Consider the following 22,127-nt stretch of genomic DNA (forward strand, 5'->3'; position numbering starts at 1 on the left):
AAATAACAAGGCAATAGACTACGCACCCACTGGAATGACCAGTCAGTGGCAGGGAAGTTGAGAGGGGCTGTGCTTTTTTAATTAGCCTGTGGCGCTTGTTTGTTTTTCTAAAATAGACTCCTGGCGTGTCGCGCGATAGCGGTATTTGGAACGCGAGTACTATTGTTCGCGCTGGGTAACATTGATAAAGGTAAAGAGCGGGTCTGGAAAAGTGAATTAAGTTGAGTCAAACCAATCATTGTTTTCATGTGTTCTAAAATGACACGGATCGACAGTGAGCACGCACGAGTCGAGCGCGTCGATTGAGTAGGGTGAGAGGTTTTTTTGTGGTAAAACGCCACGTCGCAGTAGCTTTGATTTTTACCTGATACGGACAAGGAGGTTCGAATGTTTTCCAAGATCAGTCTCGACCAGTGGCAGGCTTTTGTTTCTACGGTTGAGTGTGGCGGTTTCCAGCAGGCTGGCGAGCACATGTTCAAGTCGCAGTCGGCCATCAGCCATTCGGTCAATCGCATGGAAGCCCTGCTGGGTCAGGAACTGTTTCTGATCGAGGGACGCAAGGCGGTATTGACGCCTCTGGGCCAAGCCCTGCTGCCTCAGGCCAAGCACTTGCTGGGCTCGGCGCAAAAACTTGAGCGACTGGCCAATCAGTACCAGCCGGGGCTGTTTACCGAACACGCGCTGGCGGTCGACATGCTGTTTCCCGCCGATTTGCTGGAGCAGGCGCTGTTCCGGTTTTCCTCCGTTTTGCAAGGGCACCGTATCCGGTTGTACGAAACGGCGTTGTCCGGCGCACGCGAACTGCTGGAAGACGGCAAGGTCGAGCTAGGCATCGCCAGCAGTCTGCCGGCGGGCTATATGCAGGAATTCTTGCTCAACGTCTCGCTGCTGTGCGTCGTGGCGTCCGATCACGCACTGGCCCATTTCAACGGCGAGCTGAGCCTTACCGACATGAAAGACTACCGGCAAATCGTGATTCGCGATTCGGGCATGCGCATCTCGCAGAACAGCGGTTGGCTCGGCACGTCGCAGCGCTGGACCGTGAGCAACCTGAGCACCGCGCTGACCTTTGTCGAACGAGGCCTGGGCTTTGCCTGGCTGCCGGAGCACATGGTCAGCGAGAAGCTGGCGAGTGGTCAGTTGCGCACGGTGCCTTTGTGTCATCAGCGTGAACGCGAAGTGCCGATGTATATGGGCTTCCCGGAAGAGTACAAGCTCAACCCGGAAGTCCGGCTGATGACCGACATCATTCGTGAGCTGTGCCAAGGAATCAAGAGTGACAAATCCGAGGCCCTGGCCCTGGCACTCTGAAACCGTGACCCACCTGTGGCGATCGAGCTTTCCTCAGAGTGTCTTGGCGTCTTGTTGCGCCAGGTCTGCCGGCAGGAAGTCCTTGTCGGGGTCGTAATCGGGTTTCAGGTACTGCGCCAGACTTTGCAGGTCAGCGGGGCTCAAGGTTCCGGCTGCAAGCTTCAGGCGCAGGCCGCTGAGGATGTAGCTGTAGCGAGCCAGGTTGTATTCGCGTACCGCGTTGTACAGATCACGCTGGGCGGACAGGATGTCGACGATGTTGCGGTTACCCACTTCATAGCCGACTTCCGTCGCGTGTAACGCGCCTTGGCTGGAGATGATGGTCTGGCGCAAGGCGCGCACCTGTTCGCGCTCGCTGTTGACCGAACGAAAGGCATTGCGTGAGGCCTCGACCACCTCCCGTTGCAGGCTGGTCTGGTCGTATTCGCTTTCGTCGAAACGGTGATAAGCCTCGCGAACCCGAGAGCTGGTGCGTCCACCGCTGTACAGCGGCAGCTTGAAGTTCAGCAGCACTGAGCTCTGTTTCTCATTACCGCCGCGCTGGCCGAAGGCAGGTGGGTTGTCCATCACATCGGCGTCACCCTCGGCATACCCCAATTGCAATCCCAAGGTAGGTAAGTGTTCGGCCTTTTTGCTGCGCAGGTTTTCCTGTGCCGCCTGGGTTCTCACCTGACTGGCACGCAGGCGCAGGTTTTGCGTCAGCGCCTGGTCAACCCAGGACTGGGCTTCGTTAGGCACCGGTGGCTCGACAGGGAGGGTATGGCGGATGCCGATCAAGGGTGCCTGAGGCTGGCCGGTCAGGCGATTCAGCGCCTGGTAAGCATCGTCGGTCAGGCGCTGGGCATTGATCACGCTGGCATGGGAGCGGTCGTAGCTGGCCTGCGCCGAAAGCACATCATTCTGGTCCGAGAGGCCGGCGTCGTAGCGTTGCCGGGTCTGGTTCAACTGACGCTCGAAAGCGCGCAGTTCGGCTTTGGTGGCGGCCAGGGTGTCTTCGGCCAGCAGCGTGTCGAAATAGCTCTGGGCGGTCTTGAGTACCAGCTCTTGCTGGACAGTGGAGAAGTCCAGTTGAGCCTGTTCGCTCAGGGCGTGGGCAGACTTGAGGTTGAACCAGTGTGCGGCATCGAACAGCGGCTGGTTCAAGGTCACGCGGTACAGGCTGCCGTTGCGTGTGTCGACATCATGCAGGTTGGTCCGGGTGCTGCCGTTCAGGGCTTGCAGGTCTATCTGTGGCAACAGGTCGGCCCGTGCCTGGGGCACAGCTTCGCGGCGGGCGAAGTAGTCTTCCTGAGCGGCGGCTATTTCGCTGTTGTGTTCCACGACCTGGCTGTACACCGACATCAGTGTGCTGCGTGGGGACGTTTCAACGGCGTTGGCCTGGGTGGCGAAGATCAGCAGGGTTATCAAAGACAATCTGAACATGACAGGTACTCTTTTTCGGCCAGCCTGTCCCGCAGAACCCGGTACGGGTTCTGCGGCAGGTGGCGAGATGAAAACAGTTGGGGGCGGAATCAGTTCGTCAGGGCGTTACTGACCTGGCTGAGTTCTTGATTGCGGGCCGAGTGCTGAGCGGCTCGGTGATCCTTGGCCAGGTAGGTATAAACGGTGGGCAGGATGAACAGCGTGAACAGCGTGCCCACCAGCATCCCGACCACAATCACCAGACCCAGGCTGAATCGGCTGTGGGCACCCGCACCGCTGGCCAGCAGCAGTGGGATCAGCCCCACCACCATGGCGGCGGTGGTCATCAGAATCGGCCGCAAACGGATAAGCGCCGCCTGCTCGATGGCTGTGCGCCGGTCGAGTTGCTGGCTCTGTTGCAGTTCGTTGGCGAACTCGACCATCAGGATCCCGTGCTTGCTGATCAGACCGATTAGCGTCACCAACCCGATCTGGGTATAGATATTGACGGTGGCGTAGCCCAGGTACAGCGGAATCAACGCGCCGCAGATCGACAACGGCACACTGATCAGAATCACCAACGGGTCGCGCAGGCTCTCGAATTGCGCTGCCAGTACCAGGTAGATCACCAGAATCGCGAAGGCGAAGGTGATCATCAACGCACTGCCTTCCTGAACGAACTGGCGGGCATCTGACAGCCAGTCATGGGTAAAGCCGGCAGGCAATGTCTGGGCTTGCGCGGTCAGGAATTTCACCGCATCGCCGATGCTGACACCGGGCGCCGGAACGGCTTGCAGGGTGGCCGAGTTCAGCTGGTTGAACTGGGTCAGCTTGTTCGCTTCCACCGCCATCTCGAAACTGACCAGTGTCGACAGTGGAATGTGCGCGCCGTTGGCCGCCTCGACGTATTGGCCCACCAGCAGTTCGCCGGACATGCGCTGGTTGCGCGGCACCTGCGGGATCACATCGTAGGCCCGACCATTGAGGGCGAAGCGGTTGATGTAGTTTTCGCCCACCAGCACCGCCAGTGAATCACCGATCGCCTGCATGCTGATGCCCAGATCGTTGGCCTTGGTGCGGTCGATCTTGATGTTGACCAGCGGGCTGTTGAAGTCCAGATCGCTGTCGACCACAGCGAACAGTCCGCTAGCGCGCGCCGCTTGCTTGATGCGTTCCAGTTCTTCGAACACCACGCGGTGATCCTGGGAGCTCTGAATCACCATCTGCACCGGCAGGCCACCGGTGGAACCCGGTAATGAGGGCAGTTGGAAGGCAAAGATGCTCATGCCTTCGATCTCGTTCGCTTCCTGCTGCACCTGGGCCTGAATGGTGTCGGCGCTGCGGGTGCGTTTGTCCCATTCGCTGAGGTTGGCGCCGCCGAATGCGCTACGTGGTCCGTCGTTGCCGACCACGACCCAGGTCATGTCGGTTTCCGGGTAGGTGCCCAGCAAGGTGTCGAGTTTGCGCGAGTAGGTTTCGGTGTAGTCGATGTTGGCGTACTGCGGGGCCTTGGCCACCGCCAGCACTTGTGCCTGGTCTTCGCCGGGGGCGAGTTCACGCTGGGCGTTGAGGTAGAGAAATGGCAGGCTGGCGAACACCAGCACGGCAATCACAGCGGTGATCCACGAATGGTGCAACGAGAAGTCCAGCACCCGGCCGTACTTGTCGCCCAGCCAGTGGAAGAACCGTTCCGCGCCACGGGCCATCACGCCTTCGTTGGACTTGCTGGTGAGCAGCAACGAGCTCATCAGCGGCGACAGTGTCAAGGCAACGATCCCGGAGACGATCACCGCCCCCGCGAGGGTAAAGGCGAACTCTTTGAACAGTGCGCCCGTGAGGCCGCCCATCAGGCCGATGGGTGCGTAAACCGCCGCGAGGGTGATGGTCATGGCGATCACCGGACCACTGATTTCCCGTGCTCCCACCATCGCCGCATGCAGCGGTGACTTGCCTGACTCGATATGTCGGTGGACGTTCTCCACCACCACAATGGCGTCGTCCACCACCAGCCCGATCGCCAGCACCATCGACAACAGGGTCAGCAGGTTAATGCTGAAGCCGAACAGGCTCATCATCGCCGCGGCGCCGACCAGCGACAGCGGAATCGTCACCAGTGGAATCAGTACCGTGCGCATCGAACCGAGGAACAGGAAAATCACCACGGCAACGATGACCACTGCTTCCAGCAAGGTGCGCATCACTTCGTCGATGGACGCCTTGATAAAGCGCGCGACCTCGAAAACGATGTTCATGGTCATGCCCGGCGGCAGAGTTTTCTGCACTTGAGGCATCATGTCCTCGACCCCTTTGACTATGGTCAGCGGGTTGCCGCTCGGCGTCGGGTGCAGGCCGATGAAGACGCTTTTCTCACCGTCCATGATGCCGCTGGTTTCATAGGCGGTGGCGCCCAGCTCGGCAGTGCCGATGTCACTCAGACGGATCAGCGTGTCGCCCTTGCTCTTGATCACCAGCTGTCGAAACTGCTCGACGCTGGTCAGATCGGTGTTGATGTTGATGTTGGCCGAAACGTATGCGCCCTTGGTCTGGCCGGGGGCTGCCTGGAAGTTGTTCTTGCGGATCGCCTCGGCCACGTCGCTGGCGGAAATATTACGCGCCGCCATGCGCACCGGGTCCAGCCACAGGCGCATCGCCAGGGTTTGACCGCCAAGCACTTCGGCATTGGCGACTCCGTCGATGGAGGAATACAACGGCTGGATCACCCGCGACAGGTAATCGGTAATGGCCGGCAGGCCGATATCCTTGCTGGAGAAACCGATGTAGATCACCGCTGTGCCTTCGCCGGAGGATTTGGCGATCACCGAGTCATAGGCGCCTTCGGGCAGGCGGTACTTCACCTGATTGACCGCCGCCATGATTTCCGTCAGCGCCTTGTTGGAGTCGGCGTTGAGTTTCAGGCGGATGCTGATCAGGCTCTTGCCCTGAGTCGAACTGGACGTCAGGTAATCGACCCCGTCGACCGAGGCCACCGCCTGGGAAATCGGTTGGGTGACGAACCCCTGCATCAGCGAGGAGCGGGCGCCGGGATAGTTGGTGGTGACGGTGATGGTTGCGCTTTCCAGTGCCGGATACTGGCGTATCGGCAGATTGAGCAGCGCCAGAACGCCGAGCATCACGATCAGCGCGCTGACCACCAGCGTCAGCACGGGGCGACGAATAAACAGGTCGGTGAATTTCATACCGGAACAGAGCCTTCTTCTGTTGCTCGTTGGCGAAGGGAACGCTTCATTGCTTTTGCGCCATATCCAGGAGCGGGCCATTGTTCTGGGCCATGGCATCCTCGGTGATGCGCACCGGCATGCCATTGCTCAGCTTGATCTGGCCGGAAATCACCACGCGCTCACCGGGTTTGATCGCATCAAGTACGACGATGCGATCGCGATGACGGGGGCCGACCTTGACGAACACCTGCTCGACCTTCAGTTGGCCGCCATTGTCGCGCACCACAAACACCGAGTTGCCGTAGGCGGTGTAGTTGATCGCGGTTTCCGGCACGGTCAGGGCGGTGGTCGGGTTGGGCAGTGAAATCGTGACGTCGGCGAACATCCCCGGTTTGAGCAATAGGTCAGGATTGTCCAGCGTGGCCTGGACCTGCATGGAGCGGGCGCCTGGATCGATCTGCTGTTCGAGGGTGCTGACGGTGGCCTTGAACAACCGGTCCGGGTAGGCGTCGACGCGCAAATGGACCTCTTGGCCAGGCTGCAACTGGGCCGCGGTCTGTTCCGGCATCGGGAAGTTGACGAACAGGCGCGAGAGGTCGGTCAGGGTCACTACCGGATCACCGGGGTTGAGGTACTGGCCCAGGTTGGCCCGGCGAATACCCAGGACCCCGGCGAACGGTGCGCGGATGGTCTTCTGGTTGATCACTGCCTGGACGCCGGCGATATCCCCGCGCACCTGGTCATAATTGGCCTGAGCCTGATCCAGTTGCGATTGCGTGGAGGCCAGCAGCAAGACTTTGCGGGTGCGCTCCAGGGCCAGCCGGGCGTTCTTGGCCTGGGCCTGTAGCTTGCTCATGTCACCCTGCTCGGGTTCATCATTGAGCTTGATCAGCACCTGGCCGGCGCTGACGCTTTTGCCGGAGGTGAAGTTCAGTTGCACGATCCGCCCGCCGACTTCCGGCGAGACCTGGACTTGATTCACCGCTTCGAGGGTGCCGACGCCGGAAAGCTCCACCGGGATAGGGCCGGAGATCACGCTGGCCACGGCCACCGGAGTCAGCGCGGCCACTGATGCGGCAGGCTTGTCGGCTTTGCCGCTGGCCAACAGCGGGGTGAAGGCGGCAATCCCGATAGCCACTGCCAGCGCAGTGCCGCCGCTGAGCCAATAAGTCATTTTCATCTCAGTTGTCCTCGACAATCGGTAGGTTATCGGCAGTGGCTTGCTGGATTTGTGTGAAGTTGCCGCGCAGCATGTCCAGCGACAGAGCCCCCGGTATCACCCACAGTCCTTCGACCACGAGGCTCGGCACCGAGCTGATGTTCAGGGCCTGGCCTCGGGCGAGGTCGTTTTCCAGGTCACTCAGCGCGTGCTGTTCCAGGTACTGGGCGAAGTGTTCCGCGGTGAAGCCTTGCTCCTCGGCCACTTCGAGGATGGTCTGCAGGCTGCCGATGTTGCGGCTCTCCACCAGATGGGCGTGCTGCAGGCGGTCAAACATCAGTTCGTGGGCCTTGGGCCCGGCCAGGGACTGGGCGGTCTGACAGGCTTTGGCGGCCAGCAGGCCCGAGGGGTATTCAAAATCCTGTTGGCGCATGCCTTCGATATTGATGCGCTTGACCTCTTCGGCTTTTGCGCACTGTTCCCAGTGCTGGAGGATCACTTCCTTGGCCTTGGGCATCGAACCGAAACGCTGGATCATCTGCGCGTTGTTCGATTGCAGGACGAAACTGCGATGCTGGATATCCAGATCGAACTCTTCGCTCAACGCTTTCAAACGAGGGCCCAGTACAAAGCACCAGCCACACACAACATCATGAAAATATTCAACTTTTAGAGGCGACATGGGGGATTTCCTGAAATCAATGAGATGGCAGGACTATCCCTTGGCGGGTGATGAACAAAAAAGCGACTTTTTTGAGGTATATCCACCCATGGTGTTCATCATCGGGCGGATAGCTGTCGTAGTAGACAGGCAGTCGCGAGGCACTCCGCTTACCGGGAAGGGCCAATGGCGCTGGCGTTTAAGGGCGGCGTTCCCCACAGCTTCATAAACTGTCGTCAGTCTTGGGGACCGGGAGCCGCTGATGAATCGCAATGAGCTGCGTAAGGCCGACATCAATCTGATGGTGGTGTTCGAGACGTTGATGCTCGAACGCAACGTGACGCGAGTGGCGGAGAAGCTGTTTCTCGGGCAACCGACCATCAGCTCGGCACTCAACCGTTTGCGTGCGATGTTCGAGGATCCGCTGTTTATCCGGGTCGGCCGCCGCATGGAGCCGACGACGCGGGCCTGAATTCCATAACGCCGTTGAGCCTCTTTATAACTCAACTCGCCTTTTTCGACCTGATCGACGACCGACAATTTAAAAGTCAGCGTGTAATCCCGCTGACTGCGTTTTTCGCCCGTATCCATTGCACCTTCCTGATAAGAAGTCAGAAGGTGTAAACCTTATTCGGGACGAGACAATTACCTAGAAAAAGCCCAGTAGCTGAAAAGTTACGGGGCTTTTTCGTTTCTGGGGTTTTAGTTTTTCATCTTGATAAGCTGTCAGCGCAGCGCAGACTGATTCAGAAAGTAAGATGCATCCAGGTCATTAGCTATCATGAGAACAGAGCAAATCACCGGATGACGGAGGAGTGCATGAACAGGTGGCGACGGCTTTGGGTGTTTGTGAAGCTGGTGGCAGCATTTGCGGCCTGCCTGACCGTTGCTGTTGAGGCTTTTCGCTACATGTTGGAAAGCCCCGACGCAGCGCAGCTACATCCTTTGAGCATTGTGGTTGTCGGGCTTATCTTCGGCTTCATCACCTATGGAATCCTTTCACTGATTGATAGGGTTGTACGGGGGGTTTTACCCCGTCCTGACCCAGTCGCCACCACGGCAGCACCACTTGAGGAAGATCCAGCGCTAATGCCGGAACAGCCTCTGGCCTTGTCAGCTGACGATTCAACTCAGCAGAAAAGTTAGTCAGCTGACGTCGGAACAGGTAACGCTACAGCGTAAGAAAATTAAGCCAGTTTCTAGGAAAACCTACTCAACCAAGTCACTCTATTTACCACCCCCCGTATCCATTGGCCGCCCCGCGAATCAAGGGTATTTCTCCGAAATATCCCCTGACATTGAAACCCGTTGCCTCAAAAAATCCTCATCTACTCTGGTTTCGCAGGTCACTGATCTGCCGTCATCAGCAATCGCAAGGAGCGAGCAATGTATTTTGAGATTTACAGGCAAACCCGTGGCATCGCACAGACTGGCAAAGGTCAATGGCGGTGGCGTTTGAGGGCGGGAAACCATGAAACGATTGCCAGCGGGGAGGCTTACGTCAACAAGGCTGATTGTGTGCATGCCATCAGCTTGATCAAAGGGACCCACGATCAGACGCCGGTCAAGGAAATCTAGGCTTCAGGCGGTGAAGCTGCTCGGTCAGAGCAGCTTCGTTTCAACGGGCGGTCTTACGGTTGTGAGTGGCCCAGTTTTCGTTTGATCAGGTCGTAGACATCCTTGTGGGTGGAGTTGTGCAGGGATTTATCCTTGCAGGCCGATGCCAGGAACGTTTTAACCTCTTCCTTTGCGTGAGGGTAAAGTCCGGCGACGTAGTCGGCTTCATGGTCCTGGGTGCAGTTGAAGTGTTTGTCGTCTTTCGCTTTATCTCTAGCCATTGGTAGGCTCCCTTGAGTTCAAATGGTTTTCGATGGCCAGGGCCGTTTTGCCCCAAACGTTGCTGAGCTTAGAGGCGCTAGCGAGTCCCGCCATACGAGCAACGAAATCAGGAACGGGATGTAGGATTGGTCAGGTGTCTGCATTTGCGTTAAACGTAATGTGCTTGAGTCGCATAGACGCCGATTGCGACACCTGCCTAAACGGTCAGCAGATTTGGGAGCGGGGTCAGTGGATGAATCGTAACGAACTACGCAAGGCCGACATCAACCTAATGGTGGTGTTTGAAACGCTGATGCTCGAACGCAACGTAACCCGGGTGGCGGAGAAATTGTTTCTCGGCCAGCCGACCATCAGTTCGGCGCTCAATCGCTTGCGCACGATGTTCAATGACCCGCTGTTCATACGTGTCGGGCATCGTATGGAGCCAACGGCGCGGGCCGAGGAGATTATTCTGCACCTGTCTCCGGCGCTGGATTCGTTGTCGGTGGCGTTGAGCCTGACCCATGATTTCGACCCCGCCAGCAGCACCATGACCTTTCGTATCGGGCTGTCGGACGATGTCGAGTTTGGCCTGCTGCCGCCGTTGCTGCGAGCCTTGCGCCATGAAGCACCGAAGGTGGTGTTCGTGGTGCAGCATGTCGATTACTGGCGGATCCCGGATTTGCTGGCGTCCGGCGATATCACCGTTGGTATCAGCCAGACTCGCGGGCTGCCGGCCAACGCCAAGCGCAAGTTGTTGCGGCACATCCTGCCCTGCATTTTGCGCGCGGACGCATCGGACACAATGCTGACGCTCGATGAGTATTGCGCGCGACCGCACGTGCTGGTTTCCCACACCGCCAATGTCAGTGGTTACGCCGATGAGTGGCTGGCGGAGATTGGTCGTACGCGCCAAGTCGTCCTTTCCGTGCCGCAATACAGCTCGCTACCGGCCTTGCTAGCCGGGACCGATCTGATCGCCAGTCTGCCGGACTACGCCGCCGAAGCGATGGCCGCGTCCGGCCAGTTGTTCAAGGAACCATTCCCGTTCAAGACGCCGACCCTGGATCTGTCCATGGTCTGGCTCAGTCATGTCGATACCGACCCTGCCGAGCGCTGGTTGAGGTCGAGGCTGGAGGCGTTCATGAGTGAACGCGCGGTGTTAGCACTGCCCGAGTGAGGGCAGTGCTGTGTTATATGTACGACCTTTCTGCCCACATTCAGGAGCTCTGTCATGCCTCACCTGCACATGGAATACACCGCCAACCTGCCCGAGCTCAACGCCGACGTGGCGTTGATCCGGCTCAACAATGCGTTGGTGGCTTCCGGTCAGTTTGCTGCTGAATACGACATCAAGAGCCGAGCGGTGAAGGTTGAGACGTTCAAGGTCGGCACGGTGTTAGCTGAGCGAGCCTTTGTGCATGTGAAACTGGCACTGTTGAGCGGTCGCTCACCGCAGATCAAGAAGCAGTTGTCCGAAAGTTTGCTGGCTGTGGTGCAGGAGCTGTATGAATGGCCGACGGACATTGAAGTCCAACTGGCCGTGGAAATCCTCGACATCGATCGAGAGTCCTACACCAAGATCGCCATCAGCCACTGAGTTTCAGGCCATTTCCTGCTCGGTGCAGGCCTTGACCACTTGCTCGCGCAGCCAGGTGTTGGCGCTGTCCTGATCGACATTCTGGCTCCACTGCATGTCGAGGCTGAAACCCGGCAAGCCGTTGGGCGCTTCGCAATGATTGAAGATCGCCTCGTTGGCCAGCAATTGCTGGATACGCCGAGGCAGAGTCAGGATGAAGTCGGTGCCGGTGATCATCTTCAGTGCCGCGCTGTAGCTGTTGGAACGCGCGACGATCTGCCGTTTTTGCGCCTGCTGCGCCAGCCAGCCGTCGACCATGTTGGTGGTGGACGTCCAGGGTGTCGGGAACACGTGCCGGCGTTCGACGAAGGCTTGCAGGCTTAAACGCGGCTCCGGTGGTGTGGCACGTTTATCGAAGACACAGACCAGGTCGTCCTCCAGCAACATCCGGGATTTGAAATCGCCGTGAATGCGATGAAAGTTCGGGCTGAAGCAAATTACCAGGTCGAGGCTGCCGTCGCGCAGTTCTTCGGCCGGGATGTCGGTTTCAAACTTGTGCATGTTGACCATCACCGGCAGGTCAGCGAAATCGAAGCTTTTCAATAGACGTGGCAGGATCAACTGCTCGAAGTATTCCGGTGCACAGATATTGAAGGTGACTGGTTGCAGGGTGGGGTCGAATGCGGGCGCACCGGCGTGACACAGGTTGATGCTTTCGAGGATCTTCAGCACGTGGGCGTACATGGTGCTGGCTTTGTAGGTGGGGCGCATACCGGCGCGGGTATTGATGAACAGTTCGTCTTCGAAACTGGTGCGCAGCTTTTTCAGGCAGTAACTCACGGTGGACTGGCTGACGCAGAGCGCCTCGGATACACCGCTGACGCTGCTTTGCTCATACACGGCGATAAATACCATGAGGTCCTGCATATCGAGCTTTCTAAGCAAGTTACTGTTCAACATCCGTTTCGTCTCGCTGTGCTCCTTGCGCTGACTGTGCGCAAACTTGTACGAGTGATCCTAACGGAACGATGGTGCCAGGAGAATGCCCTGTAGGAGTTTTCATGGAAAGTTGTGGGGCAGTTCCAGAGGCCTTCAGCCCTGAATGGCTGCAGGCACCGCGCGGCGACTGGACATCAGCAGTGCCCACATACCGACTCCCACCAGCAGCGCGCCGATGATTTCCAGCGGCAGTGGTGACTGACGTAACCAGAACCAGTGAAACAATGTGAGAAACAGCGTGCTCAGGTAAATGTAGGAAATGACCGAGGAAGGGGCGATGAGGCCGATGGCCCGATGCAGCAGCCAGAAGGTCGCCAGCGTGGCGAACACCGCCAGGTAAATCAGCCACCAGAAATCGCTCACGGTCAGCAATGACGCCGATCGCCAGCCGCCGCTGAACCCACAGAATGCCAGCAGAAACAGTGCGCCGAACAGCATGTTCCAGAAAGTCATCCCCACCGGGTCGCGCCCCTTGAGGCTGCTGGCCTTGAGCCGTTGACTCAGGGGCGAGTAGAGCGCCATCGCCAGGCAACCGACGCCATACACCGACACTGCATATAGCGAAGGCAGCTCATCAGGGCCTGCGCCTTTCAAAACCAGCAACACGGCCCCGGCAGCGGCAATCAGCATCGGCAGCACCCGCTGTTTCAGGTTGCTGTCAGGCATCAATACGGCTTCGAACAGCAATGTCAGTAGTGGCACCAAGGTGAACATCGTTCCGGTATTGATGGCCGAGGTGTAGCGCAGTGCCTCGAACAGCGAGCCGAAATACACCGCCAGCAGCAAGCCGAGCGCGGCATGGCCGAACAGTCCGCAGGCGGTCATGGCGGTATCGCCCTTGAACAGCAACAGCGGCAAAAACACCAGGGCGCAGAACAGCAGGCGTAAACCGGTCAGCAGGATCGGGTCGATGGCCTGGCTGACCTGTGCTGCCGCAGAAAACGATGCAGCGATCAACAGTGCCCAGAGCAGCATGCCGACGTGAGCGGTGGCGAAACCGGTGTGTTTCATGATGTGGGTTCCTGGGTCAGCGAATGTGTTGGGCGTAATGCCGCGGATCGAAGCGCAAGACCATCAGGATCATCAATGCCATAACGCCGGTCAGTGACCACCAGGCCCATTCGAAGCTGCCGAGTTGGTCGCGGATCAACCCGGCAATCAGCGGCGAGAGACCGGCGATCAGGTAGCCGATGCCTTGCACGAACGCGGTCAGGCCGCCGGCACGCTGGGGATTGTCCAGATGATCCAGGGACACGATCAGGCTCATCGGGAACAGTCCGCCGATGCCGAGCCCCAACAGGCAGGGCCACAACAGACTCAGGTATTGCGGGCTGAGAATAAGCCCGCAGAAACCGGCCATGATCAGCGCCAGCAACACCACCAGCACCACGCGCCGGTCACGGCTGCGGTTGGCGATGGCGGGTGTCAGCAGGCCGGACAACACTTCCATGGCGGTCAAGAAACCCAGCAGCAACCCGGCGTTTTGTTCGCTCCAACCCTTTTCCACGTAGTACGGCGCCAGCCAGGCCAGCACACAGGTGTAGGACGCCGTGCCCAGGCCGAAGAAAATGGCGAGCAGCCAGGCGCGGGAATTGCCGAAGAAGGACCCATTGCGTTGCGCTTGAGCAGGCTGCGCCGGCATCCGTTCACGTTGCATGCACCAAACCAGCAGCGCTACCAGCGCCAGTGCCGCCCAGATCGCCAGGCCCACGCGCCAGCTGCCGGTGCGGATCATCACCAGCGGCGCAAACGACGCTGCAATTGCTGCTCCGCCCATGATCGACGTGACGTAGAGCCCCATGCACACGGAAACGTTGTCGCTGAAGCGGGATTTGATCAGCGCTGGCATCAACGCCTGGATCAGCGCGATACCGATACCCGCCAGCACGGCGCTGAGGATCAGTTCGGCCGCCGATTCGAGGAATAACCGCGACACCGTGGCCACGCCGATGATCAGCAGCGAGAGCACCACGGTGCGTTGTTCGCCGATTCGTTGGCTGACGCCCAGACCAAAGAACATCGCCAGCCCCATTGCCATTACTGGCAGCATGGTCAACAGCGAGGCTAGGCTGAAACTCAGTGCAATGTCGCCGCGAATCGCCGACAGCAAAGGACCGACGGCGGCCATGGAAGGCCGCAGGTTCAGGGCAACAAGAATGATGCTGAACATTAGCCAAAGGGCGGGGCGAGAGGTTGCGCGAACGTTTTCCATCTATCGGACCTTGAATGACAAGGAGCCGATTAGGCGCGCGAGGTCTGCAGGCCGCAAATCAGAAAGTCCGGAGCAGTATTTAGAAATTAAATACAGCGGTGTGAAGCTGAAAGGCGCGAACAATGTTTAGCGAGTCCGCAACCAAAGTTCTTCAAATCCCGATTTAACGACTTAACCTCCCGTGTGACGCTGCTGGTCATCTGTTCTCTGTGGTTTTTTCTATGGACGGTTGTCCCGTCGCACTTCCCTCCGAATTAGCCTTTTGGGCGCTGTGGCACTGCCGTCACGCGCGCCCACCGGATTCCAGCATTTCCCGTTGATTGTTCTTACAGGTCCCGCGCTATGCGCCGGGATCAAAGCGGCGACGCCTGTGCGTTTGCCTGACGCGGAAATAAGAGAATTCCCATGAGTGTTGCCACGACATCTTTCGCCTCCAAGCAAGAAGCCCTGACTTTTCTGGAACAGAACCCGGATATCGAGATGTTCGAGTTGTTCATCCTCGATAACAACGGCGTACCGCGGGGCAAGTTGCTGCACCGCGATGAACTGCTGGCGGTGTACGAAAGCGGGCGGCCATTGCCGAGCACCATTCTTGGCCTGACCATCAACGGCGATGACGTCGAAAACTCCGGCCTGGTCTGGGACGTTGGCGATATCGACTGCCGGGCGTACCCGATCAGCGGCAGTTTGACGCGCATGCCGTGGCGGCTGATTCCTACGGCGGCGGTGCAGGTCAGCATGCACCCGAAGGAGGGCATGCCCGCGACGATTGCCGATCCACGGCATCTGCTGGCGAAAGTCATCGAGGGCTTGCAGGCCGACGGTTATTACCCGGTGATGGCGGCGGAGCTGGAGTTCTACCTGCTGGATCAGCAGCGCGACAGCAACGGTCGGCCGCAACCGGCGCGGGATGTCGATGGCGGGCGGCCGCGAGGGACTCAGGTCTACGGATTGCGTGAACTGGAACAGATCGAGCCGTTTCTGGCCGATCTTTATAGCGCCTGCAAACTCCAGGGCATTCCGGCGCGCACGGCGATCTCCGAATACGCGCCGGGGCAAGTGGAAATTACCCTCGAACACCGCACCGACGCCTTGCAGGCGATGGACGAAGCGGTGCGCTACAAACGACTGGTCAAGGGCGTGGCGCACAAGCACGGGATGACGGCGTGCTTCATGGCCAAACCGTTCGATGACCTGGCGGGCACTGGCATGCACATGCACGTCAGCCTGGCGGACAAGGAGGGCAACAACCTGTTCGCCAGCGAAGCCCCGGAAGGTACGCCGTTGCTCAAACAGGCCGTCGGCGGGATGCTCAGTACGTTGCTCGATTCATTGCTGCTGTTTTGTCCGAACGCCAACTCTTACCGTCGCTTCCAGACCAACAGCTATGCGCCGCTGGCACCCACCTGGGGGGTGGACAACCGCACCGTGAGCTTGCGCGTACCCGGCGGGCCGGCGTTTTCCCGGCATATCGAACACCGCATCTGTGGCGCCGACGCCAACCCGTATCTGGCGGCTGCGGCGATTCTGGCCGGGATCCATCGCGGAATTCGTGAACAACTCGATCCTGGCGCGCCGGTGGAGGGCAATGGCTATGCTCAGGCCACGGAGCTGTTGCCGACTGACTGGCTGACCACGTTGCGGGCGCTGGAAGGTTCAAGCTGGGCTCGGGAGGCGTTCGGCGGTGAGTTCCTCGGCGTGTACCTGGCGGTAAAACGTGCCGAATATCGACAGTTCATGGGCGAGGTCGGCGAACAGGACTGGCGTTGGTATTTGAATCAAGCCTGAACAGAGCCTGAACCATTCTCAAATAAGTTAAAAGTTTTGGCCTAGTGCCACGAGCCAACTAATCGTTGGCTTCTTTTTCACAAAAAATTGATGGTTGGCTGCCTAAAGTTAGTGCTGTCTCGGTAAATGAAATTTTCACATTTGCCGAAGGCACTTCTTTTCAGGAACAGCCGATCATCATGTTGAAGATTAAAGCCGTGGGCCCCGAGTGGGTGACACTGATTGCCAGCACCTTTCTATTAACGGGCTTCAATCTCGTTCTCTGGCAACACCTGTTTGAAATCACGGCATCTGACGGTCAGGGCATCGTCATGCGCGTGGCTTTCGGCTTGATGATTCTGGCTGCCTTCAACATCGTGCTGACCCTGCTGGCGTTCCGGCCTGTACTCAAACCGGTCTTGACCCTGATCTTTATGATCAGCGCCGGGGTGGCGTATTTCATGAGCCAATATGGTGTTTTGATTGACACCGGGATGTTGCGTAATTTTGCGCAAACCAATGCGACGGAAGTGCGTGACTTACTCTCGATTAAGTTGCTTGTTTATATTGTTTTGCTCGGTATTTTGCCGTCCTGTTTGTTGTGGAGGACGCCGGTTAGTTACCGTCGCTGGCACCGTGAACTATTCAGTAAAGTTCTCGTGTGTGTCGCATCAGTTGCTGTGATCGGTGGTGTCGCACTGGTTAACTATCAAGGCTTGTCTTCATTGTTTCGAAATCACCATGAGTTGCGCCTGATGGTGGTGCCGAGCAACTACATTGGCGCCTCGGCCGGCTATCTGCGTGAGCAGGTCGCGTCTGCGCGGCAACCCTTTGTCACGCTGGGTGAAGATGCCCAGCGAAATCCCGCCTGGCAAACCCATGGCCGCAAATCCCTGACCGTGCTGGTGGTGGGCGAAAGTGCCCGGGCCGAGAACTTCGGCATCCTGGGGTATGACCGTGACACCACACCCAAACTGGATAAAGAGGCTGGCCTGATCGCGTTCACCGACGTGCATTCCTGCGGGACGGAAACAGCGGTGTCGGTGCCGTGCATGTTCTCCGACATGGGCCGTAAGGATTACAACGCCAGCAAGGCAAAGAACCAGGAAGGCCTGCTGGACGTACTCAAACGCGCGGGTCTCGAGGTGATCTGGCGCGATAACCAATCGGGTTGCAAAGGCACTTGCGATCGGGTCACCCTCGACGACGTCAGTAACCTGAAAGACCCGGTGCTGTGCGCCAATAGCGAATGCCGCGATGAAATCCTGCTGCAGGGTTTGCAGCACTTCATCGATACCCTGGATAAAGACACGGTACTGGTGTTGCACCAGATGGGCAGTCACGGTCCGGAATACTTCAAGCGCTACCCGAAAGAATACGAGCGCTTCACCCCGGTTTGTGAAAGTAACGCGCTGAACAATTGCAGTCGCGAAAGTATCGTCAATGGCTACGACAACACCCTGGTGTATACCGATCACGTGCTGTCCACCCTGATCGATTTGTTGCGTAACAATCAGGACAAAGTCGACACCGCGATGCTCTATCTGTCGGACCACGGCGAATCCCTGGGCGAGTACAACTTGTTCCTCCATGGCACGCCTTACATGTTGGCGCCGGAACAACAAAAGCATGTCGCGATGCTGGCCTGGTTTTCCGACAGCTATCAAAAGTCGTTCTCGGTGGACACCCATTGCCTGCAACTGAGTCGCGAAAAACCCTTGAGCCAGGACAACCTGTTCCATTCGATGCTCGGTTTGCTGGAGGTCAAGAGCAAGGTCTACAACCAGGACCTGGATATGTTCGCCGGATGTCGCGGTGCGGTGATCGACGGTGTGTTGGCCAAAGAGTGAGTGCTTCAACCTTTTTTTCACGCACCGGCCGCTAACCTGCGGCCGGTTAGAGTTTCCCCCCGAGAACCATTGCACATGTCCGCTCAGCCCCCATCCGCCATCGAGCTTGAGATCGCCCGGCGCTACGATCAGGAGCACGCCCGCGTCTGTCTTCAGCCGCGACCGCGTGGCCTGGCCGGGCGGTTGACGTTCTGGCGTGACGAGCAACTGGTGCGCAACGCGCTCAAGGTTGCCGGCGAGCCGGGCCTGGTTCTCGATTTGGCTTGTGGTGTCGGGCGCTTCTGGCCGGTACTGGCCGAGCATGCCAACCGGGTGATCCTCGCGGCCGACCCGTCGCAGGACATACTCGATCATGCCCGCACCCATCATCCGCAGAACCTGCTGAAACGGGTCAAGACCTTTCAGAGTTCAGCGTTCACCATCGGCTTGTCGGCGAATGCGGTTGACTGCATTTTTTGCATGCAGCTGTTTCAACACCTCACCAGCCCCGACCATCGCCTGGCCATGCTTAAGGAGTTCCATCGGGTCAGTCGCGATACGGTGATTGTGGCGGTACGGGTCGATGCTCATTTCAAAGGCCGGCGCACGGATGCACAGGGCGTTCCGGCCCGACCGTTGGCCAGCAAGGCCGACGTGGAAGCCGAGTTCCAGCGCGCAGGTTTGCGCTTGCTCAGTCATCAGGACTTCCTGCCCGGCTGTGCGCGGATGCGCGTCTACGTACTGCGTAAGGCCGGCTAGTCTCCGCTTGTCAGACATTTCTTGCTGTTTGGCAGGCATTTTCGCTAAAGCTCTTGTTCAGTGGATGCGCGGAAATCGCCGGGGGCGATATATACTGCGCGCCATTCTTCAAGGGAGAGCCGTGTGGCCATCGATATTCACTGGATTCGCGACAACGATAGCCTCGGTCAGTTTTGCGCCGAGTGGCAGCAGCTGCCATTCGTTGCCCTCGACACCGAATTCATGCGGGTCGACACCTTTTATCCGATTGCAGGCCTGCTGCAGATCGGCGATGGCGTACGCGCTTACCTGATTGATCCACTGAGCATCGATAACTGGCAGCCGCTGGCCGCGTTGCTGGAAAATCCGGCGGTGGTCAAAGTCGTCCATGCGTGCAGCGAAGACCTCGAAGTCCTGCTGCGCCTGACCGGCAGCCTGCCGGCGCCGTTGTTCGATACTCAGTTGGCCGCCGCTTACCTGAACCTCGGTTTTTCCATGGGCTATTCGCGGCTGGTGCAGGAAGTGCTCGGCATCGACCTGCCCAAGGGCGAGACCCGTTCCGACTGGCTGCAACGTCCGCTTTCCGACACCCAAATCAGCTACGCCGCCGAAGATGCCTTGCACCTGGCGGAAGTTTTCGTACAGCTTCGTCCGAAACTGTCTGACGACAAGTACGCCTGGGTCCTGGAAGACGGCGCCGAGCTGGTGGCCAACCTGCGTCGCGAAGTTGATCCGTATGAGGTCTATCGCGAAGCCAAGCTGGCCTGGAAGCTCTCCCGCGCCCAACTCGCCGTGTTGCGTGAACTGTGCGCCTGGCGCGAGCGCGAAGCCCGTGCCCGTGATCTGCCGCGCAACCGCATCGTGCGTGAGCATTCCCTGTGGCCGCTGGCGCGGACTCAGCCGGACAACCTCGGCGCGTTGGCGAAAATCGAAGACATGCACCCGCGTACCGTGCGTCAGGACGGCGAATTTCTGCTTGATCTGATCAAGCGCTCTGGCAGTGTGTCGCCTGATCAATGGCCGCCTGCGGTGCCGGAGCCTTTGCCGGTGGACGCCGCCGCCCTGGTCAAACAGCTGCGTGCGATCGGCCAGGTCGAAGCCGAGCGCCTGAACATTGCGCCGGAGCTGATGCTGCGCAAGAAAACCCTGGAATCGCTGCTCAAGAGCGGCTATCCCAACGGTCCTTACCAATTGCCTGATTCGCTGCGTGGCTGGCGCCGCGAATTGATGGGCCAGGCGCTGCTCGACAGCCTGGCCACCGCCGGAGAACAGCCTTGAAACGTATTTGCTCCATTTATCGAAGCCTGAAAAAAAACGAGATGTACCTCTATGTGCTCAAAAGCGATGCACTGGAGCGCGTCCCGGAAAGTCTGATGGCCGCCTTCGGCAAACCGCATCACGCCTTCGACCTGGTGCTGACCCCCGAGCGCAAACTGTCGCGCGAGGACATCACCGTGGTGCTGGAAAACCTTGAGAAGCAGGGTTACCACTTGCAAATGCCGCCGGCCGAAGACGAATACATCGAACACTTGCCGGAGGAATTGCTGCGCCGCAACGACCCGATGTGACCGGCAGACAGGCTCTGTTCAGAGCCTGTATGAAACACTGGAATGATTTTGGCGATGGCCAGGGCGATGGAGCGATACTCCGTCGGCGGCCGTCTGCTCTGTTTTTGAAAGGTTTGAACCATGCGCGTTCTGATTGCTGAACACGACCACCCGGTGTACGCCCAGCTGTTGCGTCAAGCAGCGCCCGACCTGGAAGTGCTGACCAGCGGCGACTCCGCCGAACTGGCCAGCCAGGCCGCTGATTGTCCGATCTGGCTCGGTCAGCCGGACCTGCTGGCGACCTTGCTGCGTCAGGGCCACGAGCCACAATGGCTGCAATCGACCTGGGCGGGCATTACGCCGCTGCTGGCCGACGGCTTGCCTCGGCACTATCGCCTGACTCGGGCGGTGGGCATTTTCGGTCAGGTCATGGCCGAATACGTGCTGACCTACATGCTCGGCCACGAGCGCGAAGTGCTGCCGCGGCTGGTCAGCCAGGTCGAGCGCAAGTGGGACAGTCGCCAGGGCCAAAGCCTGGCCGGCCGCAAAGTGTTGATCGTTGGCACCGGTGACATCGGGCAGACCGTGGCGCAGTTCCTCGTGCCGTTTGGCGTCAAGTTGTACGGCATCGCCAGCGAAGCCCGCGAGCAGGCGCCGTTTGTCGAAGTCGGGGCGCTGGCTGATTTGCCGCGTCTGGTGGGTGAAGTGGATTACGTGATCAATCTGCTGCCCAATACGCCGAACACCCACGACCTGTACGACGCGGCGCTGTTCAAGCAGTTCAAGCCGACCGGGTTGTTCATCAACGTCGGGCGCGGCGTGGCAGTGGTTGATGCGGACTTGGTGGAAGCTTTGAAAGAGGGGCATCTGGCCGGTGCGGTGATCGACGTCTGCCGTCAGGAGCCGCTGCCGCAACGTCATCCGTTCTGGACCGCTTGGGGCTTGCTGCTGACTGGCCACAGCTCGGCACCGACCTCGCCACCGATGATGGTGAATCTGTTCGTCGAGAACCTGCGGGCGTATCAGGCAGGTGAGGCGTTGCGCGGGGAAGTGGATTTCAATCGCGGGTATTGAATCCACCCCCGATCAAATTGTGGGAGCGAGCCTGCTCGCGAAAGCGGTCTCACACTCAACATTGGCGTTGAATGTGACGGCCCCTTCGCGAGCAGGCTCGCTCCCACATTTTTTGCAGTGTGGCTTAGAGAGTGAAGTCGCCTTCAGCCGCCAACTCGCTCAGCGGACGACGCGGGCTTGGCTCTTCACGCGCTTGCAGGTAGTCCGCCAGCGTCGCCTTGTCGCCCAGTTTGCCCACCGCTACCGCCGCGTGCAGCACATAACCCTCAGGAATGTTCAGCTCCTTGCGGGTCAGGTCCTGGTCGAAACCGGCCATGCCGTGGGTGTGCCAGCCGCTGATGCTCGCTTGCAACGCCAGATGGCCCCAAGCGGAACCGGTGTCGAAGGTGTGCCACAAGGCCGGGGTTTCTTCAGTGGCGCCAGGCACCGCGAAGGTAGTTTTCGAGATCACGATCACCAATGCCGAGGCGTGTTGCGCCCAGCTGCGGTTGAATTCGTTCAACAGCCCCAGATAGCGCTCCCAGTTCGGCGTGTCGCGACGCGCATACAGAAACCGCCAAGGTTGCGAGTTGTAGGCCGATGGCGCCCAACGTGCAGCTTCGAAGAAGCTCAGCAGGGTTTCTTCGGAGATCGCTTCGCCGGTGAAGGCGCGGGGCGACCAGCGGTCGGTGAACTGAGGGTGGATGGCATAGTCGGCAACGCGTGGATTAGCACTCATCAGGAGATTCCTTGCTACGTTTGAAGGTGAGGGGCGACGCAAAACCCTACTGGGCGGCGCAATAACTGACAAGCTCGTTCTACCGGCAGTCGCCAACGCTTGGCCCACAAGGGCCTTGGCACTAAACTGGCGGCC

The 22,127-nt window shown here is 58.9% G+C and carries 20 protein-coding genes and 2 pseudogenes; 12 read left to right on the forward strand and 10 right to left on the reverse strand.

Annotated features, from left to right (window positions below):
* Positions 1–387: 387 nt before the first annotated feature.
* On the forward strand, positions 388–1,311 hold the full coding sequence (locus tag QFX16_RS07320; RefSeq protein ID WP_283183398.1) for a LysR family transcriptional regulator: 924 nt from the start codon (positions 388–390) through the stop codon (positions 1,309–1,311).
* A 33-nt stretch (positions 1,312–1,344) separates the two neighbouring features.
* Here the strand turns inward: QFX16_RS07320 and QFX16_RS07325 are convergent, their stop codons facing one another.
* The 4 genes from QFX16_RS07325 to QFX16_RS07340 form a co-directional block, all read right to left on the reverse strand.
* Positions 1,345–2,733, reverse strand: coding sequence for a TolC family outer membrane protein (locus tag QFX16_RS07325; RefSeq protein WP_283183399.1), 1,389 nt, complete (start codon positions 2,731–2,733; stop codon positions 1,345–1,347).
* Positions 2,734–2,822: 89 nt separating this feature from the next.
* Entirely contained in the window at positions 2,823–5,909 is a 3,087-nt protein-coding gene (locus tag QFX16_RS07330; RefSeq protein ID WP_283183400.1) for a MexW/MexI family multidrug efflux RND transporter permease subunit, read from the reverse strand.
* A gap of 46 nt (positions 5,910–5,955) precedes the next feature.
* Complete coding sequence (locus QFX16_RS07335) at positions 5,956–7,071, reverse strand: efflux RND transporter periplasmic adaptor subunit (RefSeq protein ID WP_283183401.1); 1,116 nt, start codon at positions 7,069–7,071, stop codon at positions 5,956–5,958.
* A 1-nt stretch (position 7,072) separates the two neighbouring features.
* Positions 7,073–7,732: a DsbA family oxidoreductase gene (locus QFX16_RS07340; RefSeq protein WP_283183402.1), complete on the reverse strand. Its 660-nt coding sequence runs from the start codon at positions 7,730–7,732 to the stop codon at positions 7,073–7,075.
* A 241-nt stretch (positions 7,733–7,973) separates the two neighbouring features.
* Between QFX16_RS07340 and QFX16_RS07345 the strand changes: the two are divergent.
* Positions 7,974–8,180: pseudogene (locus QFX16_RS07345) on the forward strand (LysR family transcriptional regulator); the annotation flags it as partial.
* Here QFX16_RS07345 and QFX16_RS29680 read toward each other — a convergent pair.
* Positions 8,174–8,302: pseudogene (locus QFX16_RS29680) on the reverse strand (IS3 family transposase); the annotation flags it as partial. The pseudogenes QFX16_RS07345 and QFX16_RS29680 sit on opposite strands and share 7 nt — an antisense overlap.
* A gap of 228 nt (positions 8,303–8,530) precedes the next feature.
* Between QFX16_RS29680 and QFX16_RS07350 the strand changes: the two are divergent.
* The gene (locus QFX16_RS07350; protein ID WP_283183403.1) at positions 8,531–8,857 is read left to right on the forward strand and encodes a hypothetical protein; all 327 of its coding nucleotides are present in this window, start codon (positions 8,531–8,533) and stop codon (positions 8,855–8,857) included.
* Between the two features lie 240 nt (positions 8,858–9,097).
* Positions 9,098–9,289 carry a YegP family protein gene (locus QFX16_RS07355; RefSeq protein ID WP_283183404.1) on the forward strand — a complete coding sequence of 64 codons (192 nt, stop codon included), beginning with the start codon at positions 9,098–9,100 and terminating at the stop codon, positions 9,287–9,289.
* A 53-nt stretch (positions 9,290–9,342) separates the two neighbouring features.
* Here the strand turns inward: QFX16_RS07355 and QFX16_RS07360 are convergent, their stop codons facing one another.
* Positions 9,343–9,549, reverse strand: coding sequence for a hypothetical protein (locus QFX16_RS07360; protein ID WP_283183405.1), 207 nt, complete (start codon positions 9,547–9,549; stop codon positions 9,343–9,345).
* A 233-nt stretch (positions 9,550–9,782) separates the two neighbouring features.
* Between QFX16_RS07360 and QFX16_RS07365 the strand changes: the two genes are divergently transcribed.
* A complete protein-coding gene (locus QFX16_RS07365) occupies positions 9,783–10,709 on the forward strand; it encodes a LysR substrate-binding domain-containing protein (RefSeq protein ID WP_283183406.1) in 927 nt (308 codons plus the stop codon).
* A gap of 54 nt (positions 10,710–10,763) precedes the next feature.
* On the forward strand, positions 10,764–11,129 hold the full coding sequence (locus QFX16_RS07370; protein WP_283183407.1) for a 5-carboxymethyl-2-hydroxymuconate Delta-isomerase: 366 nt from the start codon (positions 10,764–10,766) through the stop codon (positions 11,127–11,129).
* A gap of 3 nt (positions 11,130–11,132) precedes the next feature.
* On the opposite strand, the gene QFX16_RS07375 is transcribed toward QFX16_RS07370, so the two are convergent.
* From QFX16_RS07375 to QFX16_RS07385, 3 genes are all read right to left on the reverse strand, one after another.
* Positions 11,133–12,068: a LysR family transcriptional regulator gene (locus QFX16_RS07375; protein WP_283183408.1), complete on the reverse strand. Its 936-nt coding sequence runs from the start codon at positions 12,066–12,068 to the stop codon at positions 11,133–11,135.
* A gap of 132 nt (positions 12,069–12,200) precedes the next feature.
* A complete protein-coding gene (locus QFX16_RS07380; RefSeq protein ID WP_283183409.1) occupies positions 12,201–13,118 on the reverse strand; it encodes a DMT family transporter in 918 nt (305 codons plus the stop codon).
* 16 nt (positions 13,119–13,134) lie between these two features.
* Positions 13,135–14,319, reverse strand: coding sequence for a cyanate transporter (locus QFX16_RS07385; RefSeq protein ID WP_283183410.1), 1,185 nt, complete (start codon positions 14,317–14,319; stop codon positions 13,135–13,137).
* A gap of 405 nt (positions 14,320–14,724) precedes the next feature.
* Here QFX16_RS07385 and QFX16_RS07390 point away from each other — a divergent pair, with 405 nt between their 5' ends.
* From QFX16_RS07390 to QFX16_RS07415, 6 genes are all read left to right on the forward strand, one after another.
* Positions 14,725–16,107 carry a glutamine synthetase family protein gene (locus QFX16_RS07390; protein WP_283183411.1) on the forward strand — a complete coding sequence of 461 codons (1,383 nt, stop codon included), beginning with the start codon at positions 14,725–14,727 and terminating at the stop codon, positions 16,105–16,107.
* A 179-nt stretch (positions 16,108–16,286) separates the two neighbouring features.
* The gene (locus tag QFX16_RS07395; protein WP_283183412.1) at positions 16,287–17,936 is read left to right on the forward strand and encodes a phosphoethanolamine transferase; all 1,650 of its coding nucleotides are present in this window, start codon (positions 16,287–16,289) and stop codon (positions 17,934–17,936) included.
* 75 nt (positions 17,937–18,011) lie between these two features.
* A complete protein-coding gene (locus tag QFX16_RS07400; RefSeq protein WP_283183413.1) occupies positions 18,012–18,674 on the forward strand; it encodes a class I SAM-dependent methyltransferase in 663 nt (220 codons plus the stop codon).
* 123 nt (positions 18,675–18,797) lie between these two features.
* Complete coding sequence (rnd, locus tag QFX16_RS07405; RefSeq protein WP_283183414.1) at positions 18,798–19,931, forward strand: ribonuclease D; 1,134 nt, start codon at positions 18,798–18,800, stop codon at positions 19,929–19,931.
* Positions 19,928–20,221: a YcgL domain-containing protein gene (locus QFX16_RS07410; protein WP_007898694.1), complete on the forward strand. Its 294-nt coding sequence runs from the start codon at positions 19,928–19,930 to the stop codon at positions 20,219–20,221. The genes rnd and QFX16_RS07410 overlap by 4 nt, the downstream gene beginning before the upstream one ends.
* Positions 20,222–20,341: 120 nt before the next feature.
* Positions 20,342–21,274 (forward strand): D-2-hydroxyacid dehydrogenase, encoded by a 933-nt coding sequence (locus tag QFX16_RS07415; RefSeq protein ID WP_283183415.1) that lies wholly within the window; start codon positions 20,342–20,344, stop codon positions 21,272–21,274.
* 124 nt (positions 21,275–21,398) lie between these two features.
* On the opposite strand, the gene QFX16_RS07420 is transcribed toward QFX16_RS07415, so the two are convergent.
* Positions 21,399–21,992 (reverse strand): nitroreductase family protein, encoded by a 594-nt coding sequence (locus QFX16_RS07420; protein ID WP_283183416.1) that lies wholly within the window; start codon positions 21,990–21,992, stop codon positions 21,399–21,401.
* Positions 21,993–22,127: the final 135 nt, after the last annotated feature.

The sequence above is a fragment of the Pseudomonas svalbardensis genome (genome assembly GCF_030053115.1).
Lineage (GTDB): Bacteria > Pseudomonadota > Gammaproteobacteria > Pseudomonadales > Pseudomonadaceae > Aquipseudomonas > Aquipseudomonas svalbardensis.